We start from the raw sequence: 14,340 nt of genomic DNA, 5'->3' as shown, positions 1-14,340 counted from the left end.
CTTGTGGGGGAGGGAACGGAGAAAGTTCTGCCGTCGTTGGCCGAGCACGATCTTCAGCTGATCACGCTTTCTTCTTCGCCACCTTCTTCACCGCATTCAGCTCCACCGCCGCGCGGATCAGCGCCTTGAGCGCTTTCTCGTTGATCTTCTCACCCTCGCGAATATCGATCGCGCGCCGCACGTTGCCATCGAGGCTGGAGTTGAACAGGCCGGCGGGGTCATCCAGCGCCGCGCCCTTGGCAAAGGTCAGCTTCACCACTTCCTTGTAGGTCTCGCCGGTGCAGATGATGCCGTCATGCTCCCACACCGGCACGCCGCGCCATTTCCATTCCTCGACGACCTCAGGATCGGCCTCCTTGATCAGGCCGCGGATGCGCCCCAGCATCTCGCCGCGCCAGTCGCCGAGCTCCTTGATCCTGCCGTCGATCAGCTTCGCGGGCGAAGCTCCCTCCAAGTCCTTTGTGCTGCTCTTCTTTGCGGGTACGGCTTTCTTCATCATCTCGCCTCGTTCACGCGTTTCCGGCTGACATAGGGCAGCGCGAACAGATACAGCCCGGTCGCGAGCAGGGGGATCAGTGGGACGAATGCCACCAGCCCGATCCACGTCGCCTGAATCTGCATGGTCAGCGCAACAATGTTCGCGATCACCGCAACCGTGAACGCCATCGATAGCCACCGATGGATCTGCCGAATCCACTTATTCCCGTTCAATGAAACCTCCCTTGAGTTGATTGGATGAAGACCTGCGACGGAGCTAGCCAGCGCGCGCCAGCACCTCGTCGAGCTTGGCGAAAAACTGCTTCCAGCCGGCATGCGCGCCGCCAAACGCCTGCTTCTGCGTCGGGCTGAAGCCCGCCTGCTCGACGCGTAAGTGCGTGCCGGCGCCGGTCGGTGTCAGCGTGAAGGTGACGATGCTCTTCAGATCGAACGCCGCGTCCTCGTGCGAAAAATTCCAGGTGTAGGCGAGCGTCTTCTCCGGCTCGATGGTGAGCACCTCGCAATCCAGCACGCCGCCCCATTCGCCGCGCAGATTGAATCTGTGACCGACCGTCGGCTTGAAGTCGTTCTTCATCAGCCATTCCTCGATCAGATGCGGCTGCGTCAGCGCGCGCCAGAGCCGCTCGGCCGGAAAGGCAAATTCGCGTTCGACGACGACTGAGCGTTTCTCGGTCAATTGTTCGGTCATTGGTCCATCCTCTTCAGCAAATCATCCAGCGCATCGAGCCGGTTCTGCCAGAAGGAAGCCATCTGGCTGGTCCAGTCGATCAGCGGATTGAGCGCGCCGGGCTGCGCGCTGTAATGGGTCTGGCGTCCTTCATGACGGTCGCGCACGAGCCCGGCCTGCTTCAGCGCCCCCAGATGTTTCGAGACCGCCGGCTGGGAAACGCCGGATCGGGCCGTGAGTGCCCCGACCGTCTGCTCGCCCTCGCGGCACAGCCGCTCGAAGATCGCCCGCCGGGTCGGATCGGCGAGCGTCCTGAACAGAAGGTCGTGGGCGGCGGACATGCGGAATCCATAACCAGAAAGTTATGGATTAACTCATAACCGTAGGGTTATGGGTAAGTCAAGCGCGTTGAGGGATGAGTTGGGAGAGGGCGCCGCAGGCTCCTCTTACCTCTCCCGCTTGCGGGAGAGGTCGGCGCGTCCCGGGCGATGCGAAGCATCGTCCCGCGCGCCGGGGTGAGGGCTCTCTCCTCTTGGGGGTTCTTGACTGAGGAGACACCCTCTCCCCAACCCTCCCCCGCTGGCGGGGGAGGGGGCGCACCGATTTCGCGGCGGCCGAAGTGCTCAAGACCGCACGTAAAGATACCCCTGCGATTGCAACTCGGCCAAACGAACCACGCCGCCGCTCTCCGCGCTGACGAAGCCGGGCAGCAAGTCCGTCAGCGTGACGTTCTGCGCTTTCATGGTGTTGGCGCAGGCGGCGAGCTCGACGCCGTCCTTGGAGAATTCACCAACGCGCCTGCGGACGTCGGGATTTGCCTGCGCGGCGTGAAACGGTTTCAGCGCGGGACCGTGGATCACCAGCGCGATCGTGACGTGCGCGGGGCCGCCGACGCCGTCGATATGGTTCTGGATGTTGCCGAGCACGAAATTGACCTTCTCGGCATCGCTGAGGTGATAGACGACCTTGAGCTTGTTCGACGACGGAGTCGCGGTCGCAGCCTGTGCACGCGAGGTGCCGAGCCCTGCGCCCAAAGCCGAGGCTGCGCTCCACAACATGTTCCGGCGGTTCATGACGATTTCTTTCGACTAGGCCTGATTTCGCCGGACAAATGTCACTTGTGGCGCAGCGCGGCGAGTTCCTTGCGGTCGGTCACCAGCGAGGCGCATTCGCTGGTGTCGGTGCGGTCGAGCGGGAAAATCCCGTCGTCGGCGCCGGCCTCCAGCGATCGCTCGGCCTCGTCGTTCGGCTTGTTGTGCAGCCAGACCCTGACCCGCGCGAGGCGCACGACGGCCGATCTGTCGTCCTTGGACAGTGCGACCCCGATGCTGCCGCCCTCGCAGTCGACGCCGCAGCCGAGGCGGATCTCGTTGCCGTCTTTCACGAACACGACATGGTGGCAGTCGCCCTGGGAGTCGAAGTCGCCGCTGCGATGGCGGTATCGGAAGCCGAGGCGGAAGGAGTTGTGCAGCTCCTTGTCCTCCTTGTCCAACTCGGCCGAAACCAGCAGCTTCATCGCGGCGACCTTCTGCTTCGGATGCTGCGCCAGATGTTCGGCATCGTAGCGGCGGACGAAGCAGGCATAGGCCTTGTTGCCAGGTTTACCCGCATACATGCGCGCGTTGAAGCTCTCGGCCTCGGCCTTGCTCGCCGCGCGGATGTCGTCGGTCTCCTCGGCCCGGGCGGCGCCGACCAAGGCGGCAAGGACAAGCGGAAGGACGAGGGCAAGCTTCATGATCGCACCAGACGCGTGGGCCGTGGCCCGCCTGGAGAGGGGGGCCGATCGGCGGTTAGTCGCGGGCGGCGCGGAGCGCGTTCAAGCGGCGACCGGCCCCCTTTCCCGCGGGCAGCCTCGCGCAAGGTTCCAGGTTTAACGATCTGGAAGGAGGGGAACTGATAAACCCCAGATTGTAGCAAATGCTGGTGGCGGTCAAAAATGTCCGTAAGTCAGAACTTGCCCAATCTTGCGATCGGCTATTCCCTGGCGCGGCTGCTGAAGATATTGGCCGCCGGCGCGCTAATGACGCTCGTGTCTGCCGCGATCGCTCTCAACTGGTTTCAGATCAAGACCCTCACGCCGTTCCAGATCACGGTCTGCTATGTCGGTCTCGCGTTGTTCGGCCTTGTCACCCTGCGGACGCTCTGGACGCTGCTCTTCGCCAGGGCGCCGGTCGTCTTCATCACCCGTGTCGGCATTCGCGACACCAGGATCGCCGACGACACCATCGCCTGGAGATCGGTGCGGGAGATATCGGTCTGGCAATTTCGCAATCAGAAGATCGTGGTGCTCAAGCTTGATCCTCTCATCGCCGACCGCTTCGACGGCGGCTTTCTCAAGCGCATCGTCTCGATGATGAACAAGGCGGTCGGCGCCGAGGGCGTGCTGATCAATCCGAGCGGCCTGACTATCGACGGCGAAACACTGCTCGAGACCTGCAAGCAATACTGGAAGGCCGGCCGCCTGGCCTATTCGGGCCGCGCCGCTGTCGTGCCCGAGCCGGTCAGCTAGTCCGGACCGCGGCCGAAGCGGACCGCGCTTCTTTCACGAACACGGCGTGATGGCAGTCGCGGCATGCGTGACGCGTTCGACGCGCATACGCGCGCAGGGCGGAGCGAAGCCGCGTGGTTCCATGCACGGCCTTAGTCGAACCTGAGACCGGGAAGGTTCAATCAAGCTCGGGCCTTCGCTCCGAGGGGAACTCGATGCCGCGCGGCCTTCGATATTGTCCAAATTCGTCAATGTGATAGCGTTCACAGACGATTGCTTTCGGCAGTCTTAAGGTGGGGCCGCCTCTTGTAGTGTGTGGAGTCCCCGCAATGGGAGAAATTCGCGACTTCAGATCCGGCAATCGGGGGGAGCCGCCTCCGAGCGGGGCGCTGCCTCGGCGACTCGCTGCGATCATTGTCGGCGATATCGCGTCCTACAGTCGCTTGATGCAGGCTGACGAGGAGGGCACGCACGCCCGCGTCAAGCGGATCGAGCGGGATCTCATCATGCCCAGCATCGTCGAGCACCATGGAAGCCTGGTGAAGACGACCGGCGATGGCTTCATTGCGATTTTCGATAGTCCCGTCGAGGCTGTTCGATGCAGCATCGTCATCCAGCAAAATCTCGTCGGCCGCAACACTTCGCAGCCGAAACATTCGCGGATCGAATACCGGATCGGCGTCAATCTCGGTGATGTCATCGTCGAGCCGGACGACATCTATGGCGACGGCGTCAACATCGCCACGCGCATCGAAGGCATTGCCGAGCCGGGCCAGGTCTACATCTCCGGCGCGATCTACGAGCAGATCAAGCACAAGGTGGTGTGCGGCTATGAATCGCTCGGCGATCGCAAGGTCAAGAACATCACCGATCCGGTGCGAGTCTACCGCGTGCTGCCGGACGCAGACGCGCTCGGCAGAACGCGAAGCCGGCGCGAGAATGCCTTGATCTTTTTCCTCGGGATCAGCGTGCTGATCATCGCCACCGGCGTACTTTGGTATCTGCTGGCACAGCCGGCTGGCAGGCGGAACGAGCAGGCCGCCGCACCGACCGCCGCGCCGACCGTCGCGCCGGCCGCATCTCCAAGCCCGCAGCCCGCTCCACGCGAAGCGGCGACGCAAACGCCGGAGCCGTCTCCCTCAGTGGCTTCGGCACCTCCGCCGCCCTCGCCGGTACCCAGCCCATCGCCGATACCCGTCCGCGAACCCGACATGATCGCCATTCGCGGCGGCAGCTTCGCCATGGGGAGCAATGATGATCCGACCGAACGTCCGGTTCATCAGGTCACGATCAAGCCGTTCTCGATCGGCAAATATCCGGTGACCGTGCAGCAATGGAACGAATGCGCCGCTGCGAAGGGGTGCGCCTTCACGGCCGTGGGCAAGGACGATGCGCCGGTGAGCAATGTGAGCTGGACCGATGCGCAGCAATATGTAGCCTATCTCTCCCAGGCGGCGAAGAAGCCGTACCGGCTTCCGAGCGAAGCCGAATGGGAATATGCGGCGCGCGGCGGAACAACGAGCAAGTATTGGTGGGGCGACAAGCTCCAGCCCGGCATGGCCGGGTGCAAGGATTGCGGTGATCTCGCAGCCGAGCAGCCGGCGAAGGTCGGCGGCTTCAAGCCCAATCCGTTCGGGCTGTACGACATGGGCGGCGGCATCGACCAGTGGGTCGAGGATTGCTGGCACAGAAGCTATCAGGGCGCGCCGGCCGACGGCTCAGCATGGACCGGCGGCGACTGCTCCTCGCATGTCCTGCGCTCGGGCTCGTGGAAGAACGATTCAAGATATGTGCGGCCGTCAAACCGCGATGGTTACGACACCAATGTCCGTTACCCCACGCACGGATTCCGCGTCGCGCTCAGTCCGTGATTTCCGGAGTAGATTTGATGAAGATCATGTCCTGTGTCGCACTTGCGGCTGCGATCGCATTGCTCCCGGGTGCGGCGTACGCGCAGGGCAAGACCGCGCCTAAGGATGCCAAGCTCTACTTCATCACGCCGCGCGACGGGCAGAAGGTTCGCGGTGCATTTTGGGTCCGGTTCGGCTTGCGCAACATGGGCGTGACGCATGCCGGCGACGACTACCAGAACGCGGGTCATCACCATTTGCTGGTCGACGTCAACGACCCCATCGATCCCAAGGAGCCGATCCCGCAGGACAAGTCGCATCTGCATTTCGGCGCGGGGCAGACCGAAACCATGCTCGAACTCCCGCCCGGCACGCACACGCTGCAATTGGTGCTGGGCGATGCGAAGCACTATCCGTTCGAGCCGCTGGTCGTATCGGACAAGATCACGATACGTGTCCGGCAGCCTGTTTCCGCCAAGTGATCACCGCAGGCTGGCGTTGATCTTGTCCAGCACCGCCGAGCCCGGGCACAGCGCGTCCGCTTCCAGCGTATTGAGCGGCGTCTCGACCGTGTTGAGATGCTCGTGCAGATCTTCCGCGTCGGGATCGACATAGAGCAGCCCGGTGACGATCTGGCCCTTGGCGGCGTGCTTCGCGAGGAAGGTCTGCGCGCCGAGCCTGTCGTGCGGATCGTAATCGGCATCGATCTTGCGCAGCGCGATCTTGCTGCCGTCGTGCTGCTCGACCATCTGCACCGTGCCCGGCGCGTAGTCGACCGCGATGGGATCGCGGCCGACCAGCACGTCGAGCCGGTTCACCGCGTCATTGTGCTCGCGGACATAGTCGAAGCTCTTGGTCGAGCCGGCATGGTTGTTGAAGGCGATGCAGGGGCTGATGACGTCGATGAAGGACGCGCCCTTGTGGCGGATCGCAGCCGCGATCAGCGGCACCAGCTGGGTCTTGTCGCCGGAGAACGAGCGCGCGACGAAGGTGGCGCCAAGTTGCAGCGCGATCGCGACGAGGTCGATGGCGTTGTCGGTGTTGGTGACGCCCTTCTTGCTCTTCGAGCCGCGATCAGCCGTGGCCGAGAACTGGCCCTTGGTCAGGCCGTAGACGCCGTTGTTCTCGACGATATAGGTCATGTTGACGCCGCGCCGGATCGAATGCGCGAACTGGCCGAAGCCGATGGAAGCGGAATCGCCGTCGCCGGAGACGCCGAGATAGATCAGGTCGCGGTTGGCGAGGTTGGCGCCTGTCAGCACGCTGGGCATGCGGCCGTGCACGGAGTTGAAGCCGTGCGAATTGCCGAGGAAATAGTCCGGCGTCTTCGACGAGCAGCCGATGCCGGAAATCTTCGCCACCCGGTGCGGCTCGATCGAGAGCTCGTAGCAGGCCTCAATGATCGAGGCCGTGATCGAGTCGTGGCCGCAGCCGGCGCACAGCGTCGAGATCTTGCCTTCGTAATCGCGATGCGTGTAGCCGAGCTCGTTCTTCTTCAGCCCGGGATGATGAAACTTTGGCTTGGCAATATAGGTCATGCGAGCCTCTGCAATTCCAGCCTCGTCATGGCCGGGCTTGACCCGGCCATCCACGTCTTGGCCGGAGAAAAGGAAAGCGTGGATGCCCGGGTCAAGCCCGGGCATGACGATGGAGAGAACAAGGGGAAAATCATGACACGGCCTTGCGGAGCGGGGTCACCTTGAGGTGATCCTGGTGGTCGCCAATGGCTTTTGCGATGAAACGGGCGGTGATCGGCGAGCCGTCATAATGCACGATCGGCACGAGCCGCACCGGATCGATGCCGTTCTCGTTGACGATGAGCTGGCGCAGCTGGCTGTCGCGGTTCTGCTCGACCACATAGACGAAATCGTGCTCGGCGAGGAAGCTCGCCACGCTCGAGTGGAACGGGAAGGCGCGGATGCGGAGGCGGTCGAGCTGATGCCCGCGCGCCTCCAGGAGGCCGATCGCCTCGTCCATCGCCGGCGAGGTCGAGCCGAAATAGATCACGCCATATTTGGTCGGCCGTTCCGCGTTGGCCTGCAGCGGGCGCGGAACGAGGTCCTGTGCGGTCTCGAACTTGCGCACCAGACGCTGCATGTTGTCGGCATAGACAGGGCCTTCCTCGGAATAGCGTGCATAGCGGTCGCGCGAGGTGCCGCGGGTGAAATAGGAGCCCTTGGTCGGATGCGTGCCGGGATAGGTGCGGTAGGGAATGCCGTCGCCGTCGACGTCGAGATAGCGGCCGAAGTCGCGCCCCTCTTCCAGCATCTCCTCGGTCATCACCTTGCCGCGGTCGTATTGCCTTGCGTCGTCCCACTTCAGCGGACGGCAGAGCCGGTGGTTCATGCCGATGTCGAGGTCGAGCATCAGGAAGATCGTGGTCTGAAGCCGCTCGGCGAGATCGAAGGCAGCCGCCGCGAACTCGAAGGCCTCGGCGGGATCTTCAGGGAACAGCAGCACATGCTTGGTGTCGCCGTGCGAGGCATAGGCGCAAGCGATGATGTCGCATTGCTGGGTGCGGGTCGGCATGCCCGTCGAGGGGCCGGCGCGCTGAATGTTCATGATCACGGCCGGGATCTCGGCGAAGTAGGAGAGGCCGATGAACTCGGTCATCAGCGAGATGCCGGGGCCTGAGGTCGCGGTGAAGGCGCGGGCGCCGTTCCATGACGCACCGATCACGATGCCGATCGAGGCCAGCTCGTCCTCGCCCTGCACGATGGCGTATTTCGCCTTGCCGGTCTCCGGATCGTGCCGGTACTTCTTGCAGTGGGCGGTGAAGGCTTCCGCCACCGACGAGGACGGCGTGATCGGATACCACGCGCACACCGTGGCGCCGCCATAGACGGCACCGAGCGCGGCGGCGCTGTTGCCCTCGATGAAGATGCGGTCGCCGACCTTGTCGGACTTCTTCACCCGCAGCCCGATCGGGCATTTCAAATTCTGCAGCGCCCAATCGCGGCCAAGATGCAGCGCATGGACGTTCGAGGACAAGAGCTTCTCCTTGCCCTTGTACTGCTCGCCGATCAGCTGCTCGATCAGCTTCGGGTCCATGTCGAGCAGCGCCGAGAGGCTGCCGAGATAGATGATGTTCTTGAACAGCTGGCGCTGGCGCGGATCGGTATAGGTCGAGTTGGTGATGGCGGTGAGCGGCACGCCGATCACGGTGATGTCGTCGCGGAATTTGGTCGACGGCATCGGCTTGGTGGAATCGTAGAACAGGTAGCCGCCTGGCTCGATGCCGGCGACGTCCTTGTCCCAGGTCTGCGGGTTCATCGCCACCATCATGTCGACGCCGCCGCGGGCGCCGAGATGGCCGTCTTCCGTGACCCGCACCTCGTACCAGGTCGGCAGGCCCTGGATGTTGGAGGGGAAGATGTTGCGCGGGGACACCGGCACGCCGTGGCGCAGGATCGCGCGGGCGAACATCTCGTTGGCGCTGGCCGAGCCCGAGCCGTTGACGTTGGCGAAGCGGACGACGAAGTCGTTTACGCTGCTGATCGGCTTTTTGTCGGGCATGATGATCCTGCGTGCGTCATCTCGATGAAATATTTCTGCATGTCCCAGGCGCCGGTGGGGCAACGCTCGGCGCACAGCCCGCAATGCAGGCAGACGTCCTCGTCCTTCACCATCACGCGCCCGGTCTTGAGATCGGAGGAGACGTAGAGGTCCTGGTCCGGGTGCGGCGAGGGCGCCTTCAGCCGCTGGCGCAAATCATCTTCCTCACCGTTGTTGGTGAAAGTGATGCAATCCATCGGGCAGATATCTGCGCAGGCATCGCATTCGATGCAGAGCGAGGTCGAGAACACGGTCTGCACGTCGCAGTTCAGGCAACGCTCGGCTTCGCCCAGCGCCAGCTTGACGTCGTAACCAAGCTCGACCTCGGCGCGGATGTCCTTCAGCGCGATCACCTTGTCGCGATGCGGCACCTTGAAGCGCTTGTCGTTGGAGATGTCGTTGTCATAGCTCCATTCGTGGATGCCCATCTTCTGCGAGGAGACATGCACCTCCGGCAGCGGGCGCTCGGTGATATCCTCGCCCGACAGCATCTTGTGGATCGACAAAGCGGCGTCATGGCCGTGCGCAACCGCCCAGATGATGTTCTTCGGTCCGAACGCAGCGTCGCCGCCGAAGAAGACCTTCGGATTGGTCGAGGCGAACGTGTTCGGATCGACCTTGGGCATGTGCCATTTGTCGAACTCGATGCCGCAATCCTGCTCGATCCAGGGGAAGGCGTTCTCCTGGCCGACCGCGACCAGCACGTCGTCGCAGGGAATGGTCTGATCGGGATCGCCCGAAGGCACCAGATTGCGGCGGCCTTTTGCGTCGTATTCGGCTTTGACGTGCTGGAAGGTGACGCCGATGAGCTTGCCCGCGACATGCTTGAATGCCACAGGCACCATGTAGTTGAGGATCGGGATATCCTCGTGGATCGCGTCTTCCTTCTCCCAGGGCGAGGCCTTCATCTCCTCGAAGCCGGAACGCACGACCACCGTGACTTTCTCGCCGCCGAGCCGGCGTGCGGTGCGGCAGCAATCCATCGCGGTGTTGCCGCCGCCGAGCACGATGACGCGCTTGCCGATCTTGTCGGTATGGCCGAACGACACATTGGCCAGCCACTCGATGCCGATATGGATATTGGCAGCGGCCTCTTTCCGGCCGGGAATGTCGAGCTCGCGGCCGCGCGGAGCGCCGGAGCCGACGAAGATCGCGTCGTATTTCTCGGCGAGCAGCGACTTCATGCTCTCGATCCGGTGACCGCCCTTGAACTCGACGCCGAGACCCAGGATGTAGCCGGTTTCCTCGTCGATGACGGAATTGGGCAGGCGGAATTTCGGGATCTGCGTGCGCATCATGCCGCCGGCTTCCGGATCGGCATCGAACACCGTGCAGTGATAGCCGAGCGGCGTGAGATCGCGCGCGACGGTCAGCGAGGCCGGGCCGCCGCCGACCAGCGCAACGCGCTTGCCGTTCTTCGGCGTGGGTTTCGGCAGGCGCTGCTTGATGTCGTCCTTGAAGTCGGCGGCAACGCGCTTGAGGCGGCAGATCGCGACGGGATTTTCCTCGACGCGTCCACGCCGGCACGCCGGCTCGCATGGTCGATCGCAGGTGCGTCCCAGGATGCCGGGAAACACGTTCGATTGCCAATTGATCATGTAGGCGTCGCTGTAGCGGCCTTGTGCGATCAGTCGGATGTATTCGGGAACCGGGGTGTGCGCAGGACAGGCCCACTGGCAATCGACCACTTTGTGAAAGTAGTCGGGGGCCGCGATATCGGTCGGTTTCATTCCTACCCTGTCCGCGCAGGCTCAAAGGACCCGGCGGCCTCTTCTTGAGCTTGGCGAACGCTTAACAGGCGTCGATCTGGTTTCTGAATGACGTCATTAGGTTAGCTTATTAGAACCACTCCGAAGTACAACGGCAAATTTCCGCGCTTCCCCTCTTTCATGGGAGCTGCGCGCGCACAGCATTGACGCAGCGCGCCGGCATGCGGCGGTGCAATATGTTGCGGTGCATGTAAGCCGCGTCAGCCGCGCGCGATGTCGCTCTTCGCGAGGTCCCACATCAGGCAGTAAGTGCCGACGGAGACCGGCAGCGGGAAGGGCGATGCGGCCGGGCCGGTGAAGCGCTCGGCGATCACCGCCGAGACCGCGCCGACATGCGTGCCGTCGATCAGCACAAACCAGTCGCGCGCGCCGTCGTTGCGCGCCGCCGGAATTCCCGCCGTCGCGCCCGACAATTCCGGCTCGCTTTCGAGCAGATGCATCGAGATGATGCCCTCGCGCGTTTCCGGCGCCAGCCTTTCTTGCAGTGCATCACGCCATGCACCGGCTTTGTCGGTGTTCGGCCGCAGCCGCACCACGCCGAGCGCAGCCCCGCGTCCGGTGCCGTTGCTGATGGTGATGCGTGCGACCACGCGCAGCATGTCCTTGAAGCGTGCCATGGTCTGCCGCGACCAGTCGGTCGGGCTTGCGAGCCGCGCCTTGTAGGCGGGGCTGTCGAGCACGTCGAGCGTCGCGGTCGAGTACAGGCAGAGATATTTGGGATTGGCGGCATGCGCGACATAGCGCCGCGCCTCCAGGAAACCCTCGATCGCGACGCGCTCTTCCAGATGCTCGCGATCGTACCAGCGGTTGAAGTCGGCCTCATCGGCGGCGTCGATGTTCATCGACGTCAGCAGCATCCCTGTCCCGGCGAGTGGCATTTTCTTGTTGTCCTTCCCATGCAGACCCTCATGGTGAGCGTCCGGACGATGCTGCGCATCGCCAGGTGAACCATGAAAGGCCCCCCGCTGTTGCATCTCGGCCTTCATCCTTCGAGACGCGCTCTTCGAGCGCTCCTCAGGATGAGGGTCTAGATCTCTAGCGCGAGATTTTGGACGCGACGTCTGCGATCGCCCTCATGACCGCGTCCCTCACGCCGGCATCATAGAGCGAATGGCCGGCTTCTTCCACGATCCGAATCTCGGAACCGGGCCAGACTTTCGCGAGCGCATGAGAGGTCTCGGGCGGGCACAACAGGTCGTAGCGTCCCTGGACGATGATGCCGGGAATGCCTTCGAGCTTTCCGGCGCTGCGCAACAGCTGGTCTTCGCTCATGAAGGAATTGTTGACGAAATAATGCGCTTCCATGAACGGCGTCGCCGGTAGCGTGCGCCAGACGTTGAGCGAGGCGAGGTCCAGCCGCGTCTTGGCCGGCTTGTGCTCGGATAGTGTGCGCTCGGCGTCGTGCCAGGCCCGCGCCGCCGGCCCATGCACCGCCGGATCGGCATCGAGGATGCGGCGCCAATAGGCGTCTACCGGACGGCTGCGCTCCTCGGGCGGCAGCACGCTCAGAAAATCCTCGGAGAGCGCGGGATAGAATTGCGACAGGCGCGAGGTGAAGGCCGTCTCGACCTCGGCCCGCGTGCCGAGGAACGTCGCGCGCAGCGCGATGCCAGAGACGCGCTCGGGATGCGCCTCTGCATAGGCCAGCGCCAGCGTCGCCCCCCAGGAGCCGCCGACCAGCATCCAGCGTTCGAAGCCGAACTTCTCGCGGATCTTCTCCATATCCGCGACGAGATGCGCCGTGGTGTTGTGCTCGCGCGATCCCTTGGGACGGCTGCGGCCGCAGCCGCGCTGGTCGAACAGCACGGCGCAGAAGCGTTCGGGATCGAACAGCTTGCGATGATCGGGCTGGCAGCCGCTGCCGGGGCCGCCATGCAGATAGATCGCGGGGATGCCGTCGGGGCGGCCGACGCTCTCGACATAGAGCTCGTGGCCGTCGCCGACGTCGAGCATGTCGGAGGTCAGCGGAGCAAAGGGATCGGCGCGTTTGGCGGATACGGCCGCGTCGGCGTCAGGCACCATTCTCGGATTCCAGAGTGCCCCCGGCGAAATTGCGATAGAGGAAGCGGTTGGTCTCGCCCTCGGCCTCGCGCTCGGCCTGCTTGAAGATGGTCTCGTGCAGCGGCGACAGCGCGCAGGCGGGATCGGTGTTGGCGGCATCGCCGGTCAGCGCAAAGGCTTGGCAGCGGCAGCCGCCGAAATCGATCTCGCGGAATTCGCAAGACTTGCACGGCTCCTTCATCCAGCCGGTGCCGCGATAGCGGTTGAAGGCATCGGAGTTCTGCCAGATCCAGGCGATCGAATGGTTGGAGCGGACGGATTCGAAGTCGAGCCCGGTGATGCTCTCGGCAGCATGGCAGGGCAGCACCTTGCCGGCGGGCGAGATGTTGAAGAACTGCCGGCCCCAGCCGCCCATGCACTTCTTCGGCCGCAGGGCATAATAGTCAGGCACGACGTAGTCGATGGTCAGCCGGCCTTTGTGTTGCTCGCGCGCCTCCTCGACGAGGCGGGTGCACTCCTCGAGCTGCGCGACGGTCGGCATCAAGGCGGCGCGGTTCTTCAGCGCCCAGCCGTAATACTGCACATTGGCGACCTCGAGCCGGTCGGCGTCGAGATCGAGCGACATCTGGATGATGTCGGGGAGCTGGTGCAGGTTCTGGCGATGCATCACCGCATTGACGGTGAGCGGCAGATCGAGCTCGCGCGTCCACTTCGCGACCTCGAGCTTCTTGCGGTGGCCGCCCTTGTAGCCGGCGACGCGATCGGCAAGGCCTTCCTCGATGCCCTGGAAAGAGATCTGCACATGGCAGAGCCCGGCATCCGCGAGGTCGCCCAGCTTCTCGCGCGTCAGCAGCACGGCCGAGGTGATGAGATTGGTGTAGAGGCCGGCATCGCTCGCGTGCTTGACGAGCTCGACGAGGTCTTTCCGCGCCGTCGGCTCTCCGCCGGAGAAATGCACCTGCAGCACGCCGATCTCGGCGAGCTCGGTCAAGACCTTCTTCCACTCGTCCGTGGTCAGCTCCTTGCCGGAGCGGTCGAGCTCGACCGGGTTGGAGCAATAGGGGCATTGCAGCGGGCAGCGATGGGTGATCTCGAGCAGCACCGCGAGCGGGATGCCAAAGGTCTCAGCCGTCGAGCGCTGCTTCTCCAGCACCGCGAGGCTGTCGCTGGTCTCGGGCGGGATGTTGCCGAGCACGTCGCTCATGACGTCTTCTCCCGGGCTTCCGTGAGAAAGCCCTTGTCGGCGAGGTCCTGGAGCATGGCGATGACGTCGGTGAGGATCGCCTCGCGCGGCGCGGCGTATTTCTCAGCCAATTGATCGGCGACGTCGCCGACATTGCGCTCGCCATTGCAGAGCTGCAAGACTTCGACCGCGATCTCGTCCGGCGCCAGTACGCGTTCCGGCGCCAGGATCACCCAGACCTTTCGCGTCTCGTCATATCTCAGCTTGGCATGCCGCGGCAGCACGGGGCGGCTTGCCTCGCTGACGCTGATGTTTCGCGGCCCGGCCAT

General features: G+C 63.8%; 16 protein-coding genes. 3 read left to right on the top strand and 13 right to left on the bottom strand.

Annotation, left to right across the window (positions count from 1 at the left end; genetic code table 11):
- Nucleotides 1-61: 61 nt before the first annotated feature.
- From WN72_RS37920 to WN72_RS37895, 6 genes are all read right to left on the bottom strand, one after another.
- Entirely contained in the window at nt 62-496 is a 435-nt protein-coding gene (locus WN72_RS37920) for a DUF1801 domain-containing protein (RefSeq protein ID WP_092213093.1), read from the bottom strand.
- Complete coding sequence (locus tag WN72_RS37915) at nt 496-711, bottom strand: hypothetical protein (RefSeq protein WP_167380624.1); 216 nt, start codon at nt 709-711, stop codon at nt 496-498. Before WN72_RS37915 ends, WN72_RS37920 begins: the two co-directional genes overlap by 1 nt.
- Before the next feature lie 43 nt (nt 712-754).
- Nucleotides 755-1,186, bottom strand: a complete 432-nt coding sequence (locus tag WN72_RS37910) for an SRPBCC family protein (protein WP_027560786.1) — start codon at nt 1,184-1,186, stop codon at nt 755-757.
- On the bottom strand, nt 1,183-1,506 hold the full coding sequence (locus WN72_RS37905) for an ArsR/SmtB family transcription factor (RefSeq protein ID WP_027560785.1): 324 nt from the start codon (nt 1,504-1,506) through the stop codon (nt 1,183-1,185). Before WN72_RS37905 ends, WN72_RS37910 begins: the two co-directional genes overlap by 4 nt.
- A 282-nt stretch (nt 1,507-1,788) precedes the next feature.
- Nucleotides 1,789-2,238 carry a DsrE family protein gene (locus tag WN72_RS37900; RefSeq protein WP_092212865.1) on the bottom strand — a complete coding sequence of 150 codons (450 nt, stop codon included), beginning with the start codon at nt 2,236-2,238 and terminating at the stop codon, nt 1,789-1,791.
- A gap of 41 nt (nt 2,239-2,279) precedes the next feature.
- Nucleotides 2,280-2,900, bottom strand: a complete 621-nt coding sequence (locus tag WN72_RS37895; RefSeq protein WP_092212863.1) for a hypothetical protein — start codon at nt 2,898-2,900, stop codon at nt 2,280-2,282.
- 201 nt (nt 2,901-3,101) lie between these two features.
- On the opposite strand from WN72_RS37895, the gene WN72_RS37890 reads away from it, so the two are divergent.
- From WN72_RS37890 to WN72_RS37880, 3 genes are all read left to right on the top strand, one after another.
- On the top strand, nt 3,102-3,674 hold the full coding sequence (locus tag WN72_RS37890; protein WP_092212861.1) for an STM3941 family protein: 573 nt from the start codon (nt 3,102-3,104) through the stop codon (nt 3,672-3,674).
- Nucleotides 3,675-3,982: 308 nt separating this feature from the next.
- Complete coding sequence (locus WN72_RS37885) at nt 3,983-5,524, top strand: SUMF1/EgtB/PvdO family nonheme iron enzyme (RefSeq protein ID WP_027560781.1); 1,542 nt, start codon at nt 3,983-3,985, stop codon at nt 5,522-5,524.
- Nucleotides 5,525-5,541: 17 nt separating this feature from the next.
- Nucleotides 5,542-5,985 carry a DUF4399 domain-containing protein gene (locus WN72_RS37880; RefSeq protein WP_092212859.1) on the top strand — a complete coding sequence of 148 codons (444 nt, stop codon included), beginning with the start codon at nt 5,542-5,544 and terminating at the stop codon, nt 5,983-5,985.
- On the opposite strand, the gene WN72_RS37875 is transcribed toward WN72_RS37880, so the two are convergent.
- The 7 genes from WN72_RS37875 to pqqD form a co-directional block, all read right to left on the bottom strand.
- Nucleotides 5,986-7,041, bottom strand: coding sequence for a 2-oxoacid:ferredoxin oxidoreductase subunit beta (locus tag WN72_RS37875; RefSeq protein WP_027560779.1), 1,056 nt, complete (start codon nt 7,039-7,041; stop codon nt 5,986-5,988). It lies immediately after the preceding gene.
- Nucleotides 7,042-7,171: 130 nt separating this feature from the next.
- Complete coding sequence (locus WN72_RS37870; RefSeq protein WP_027560778.1) at nt 7,172-9,019, bottom strand: 2-oxoacid:acceptor oxidoreductase subunit alpha; 1,848 nt, start codon at nt 9,017-9,019, stop codon at nt 7,172-7,174.
- Nucleotides 8,989-10,788, bottom strand: coding sequence for an FAD-dependent oxidoreductase (locus WN72_RS37865; protein ID WP_092212855.1), 1,800 nt, complete (start codon nt 10,786-10,788; stop codon nt 8,989-8,991). The genes WN72_RS37870 and WN72_RS37865 overlap by 31 nt, the downstream gene beginning before the upstream one ends.
- 239 nt (nt 10,789-11,027) lie before the next feature.
- Nucleotides 11,028-11,705 carry a DUF4286 family protein gene (locus tag WN72_RS37860; RefSeq protein WP_092213091.1) on the bottom strand — a complete coding sequence of 226 codons (678 nt, stop codon included), beginning with the start codon at nt 11,703-11,705 and terminating at the stop codon, nt 11,028-11,030.
- Between the two features lie 157 nt (nt 11,706-11,862).
- Entirely contained in the window at nt 11,863-12,849 is a 987-nt protein-coding gene (gene pip, locus WN72_RS37855) for a prolyl aminopeptidase (protein ID WP_027560775.1), read from the bottom strand.
- On the bottom strand, nt 12,839-14,032 hold the full coding sequence (gene pqqE, locus WN72_RS37850; RefSeq protein ID WP_092212853.1) for a pyrroloquinoline quinone biosynthesis protein PqqE: 1,194 nt from the start codon (nt 14,030-14,032) through the stop codon (nt 12,839-12,841). Before pqqE ends, pip begins: the two co-directional genes overlap by 11 nt.
- Nucleotides 14,029-14,340: a pyrroloquinoline quinone biosynthesis peptide chaperone PqqD gene (pqqD, locus tag WN72_RS37845; RefSeq protein ID WP_092212851.1), complete on the bottom strand. Its 312-nt coding sequence runs from the start codon at nt 14,338-14,340 to the stop codon at nt 14,029-14,031. Before pqqD ends, pqqE begins: the two co-directional genes overlap by 4 nt.

Source organism: Bradyrhizobium arachidis (genome assembly GCF_015291705.1).
In the GTDB taxonomy this organism is placed as follows: domain Bacteria; phylum Pseudomonadota; class Alphaproteobacteria; order Rhizobiales; family Xanthobacteraceae; genus Bradyrhizobium; species Bradyrhizobium arachidis.
Note: the sequence above shows the minus strand (reverse complement) of the source record. Positions and strands in the feature narration are given on the sequence as shown.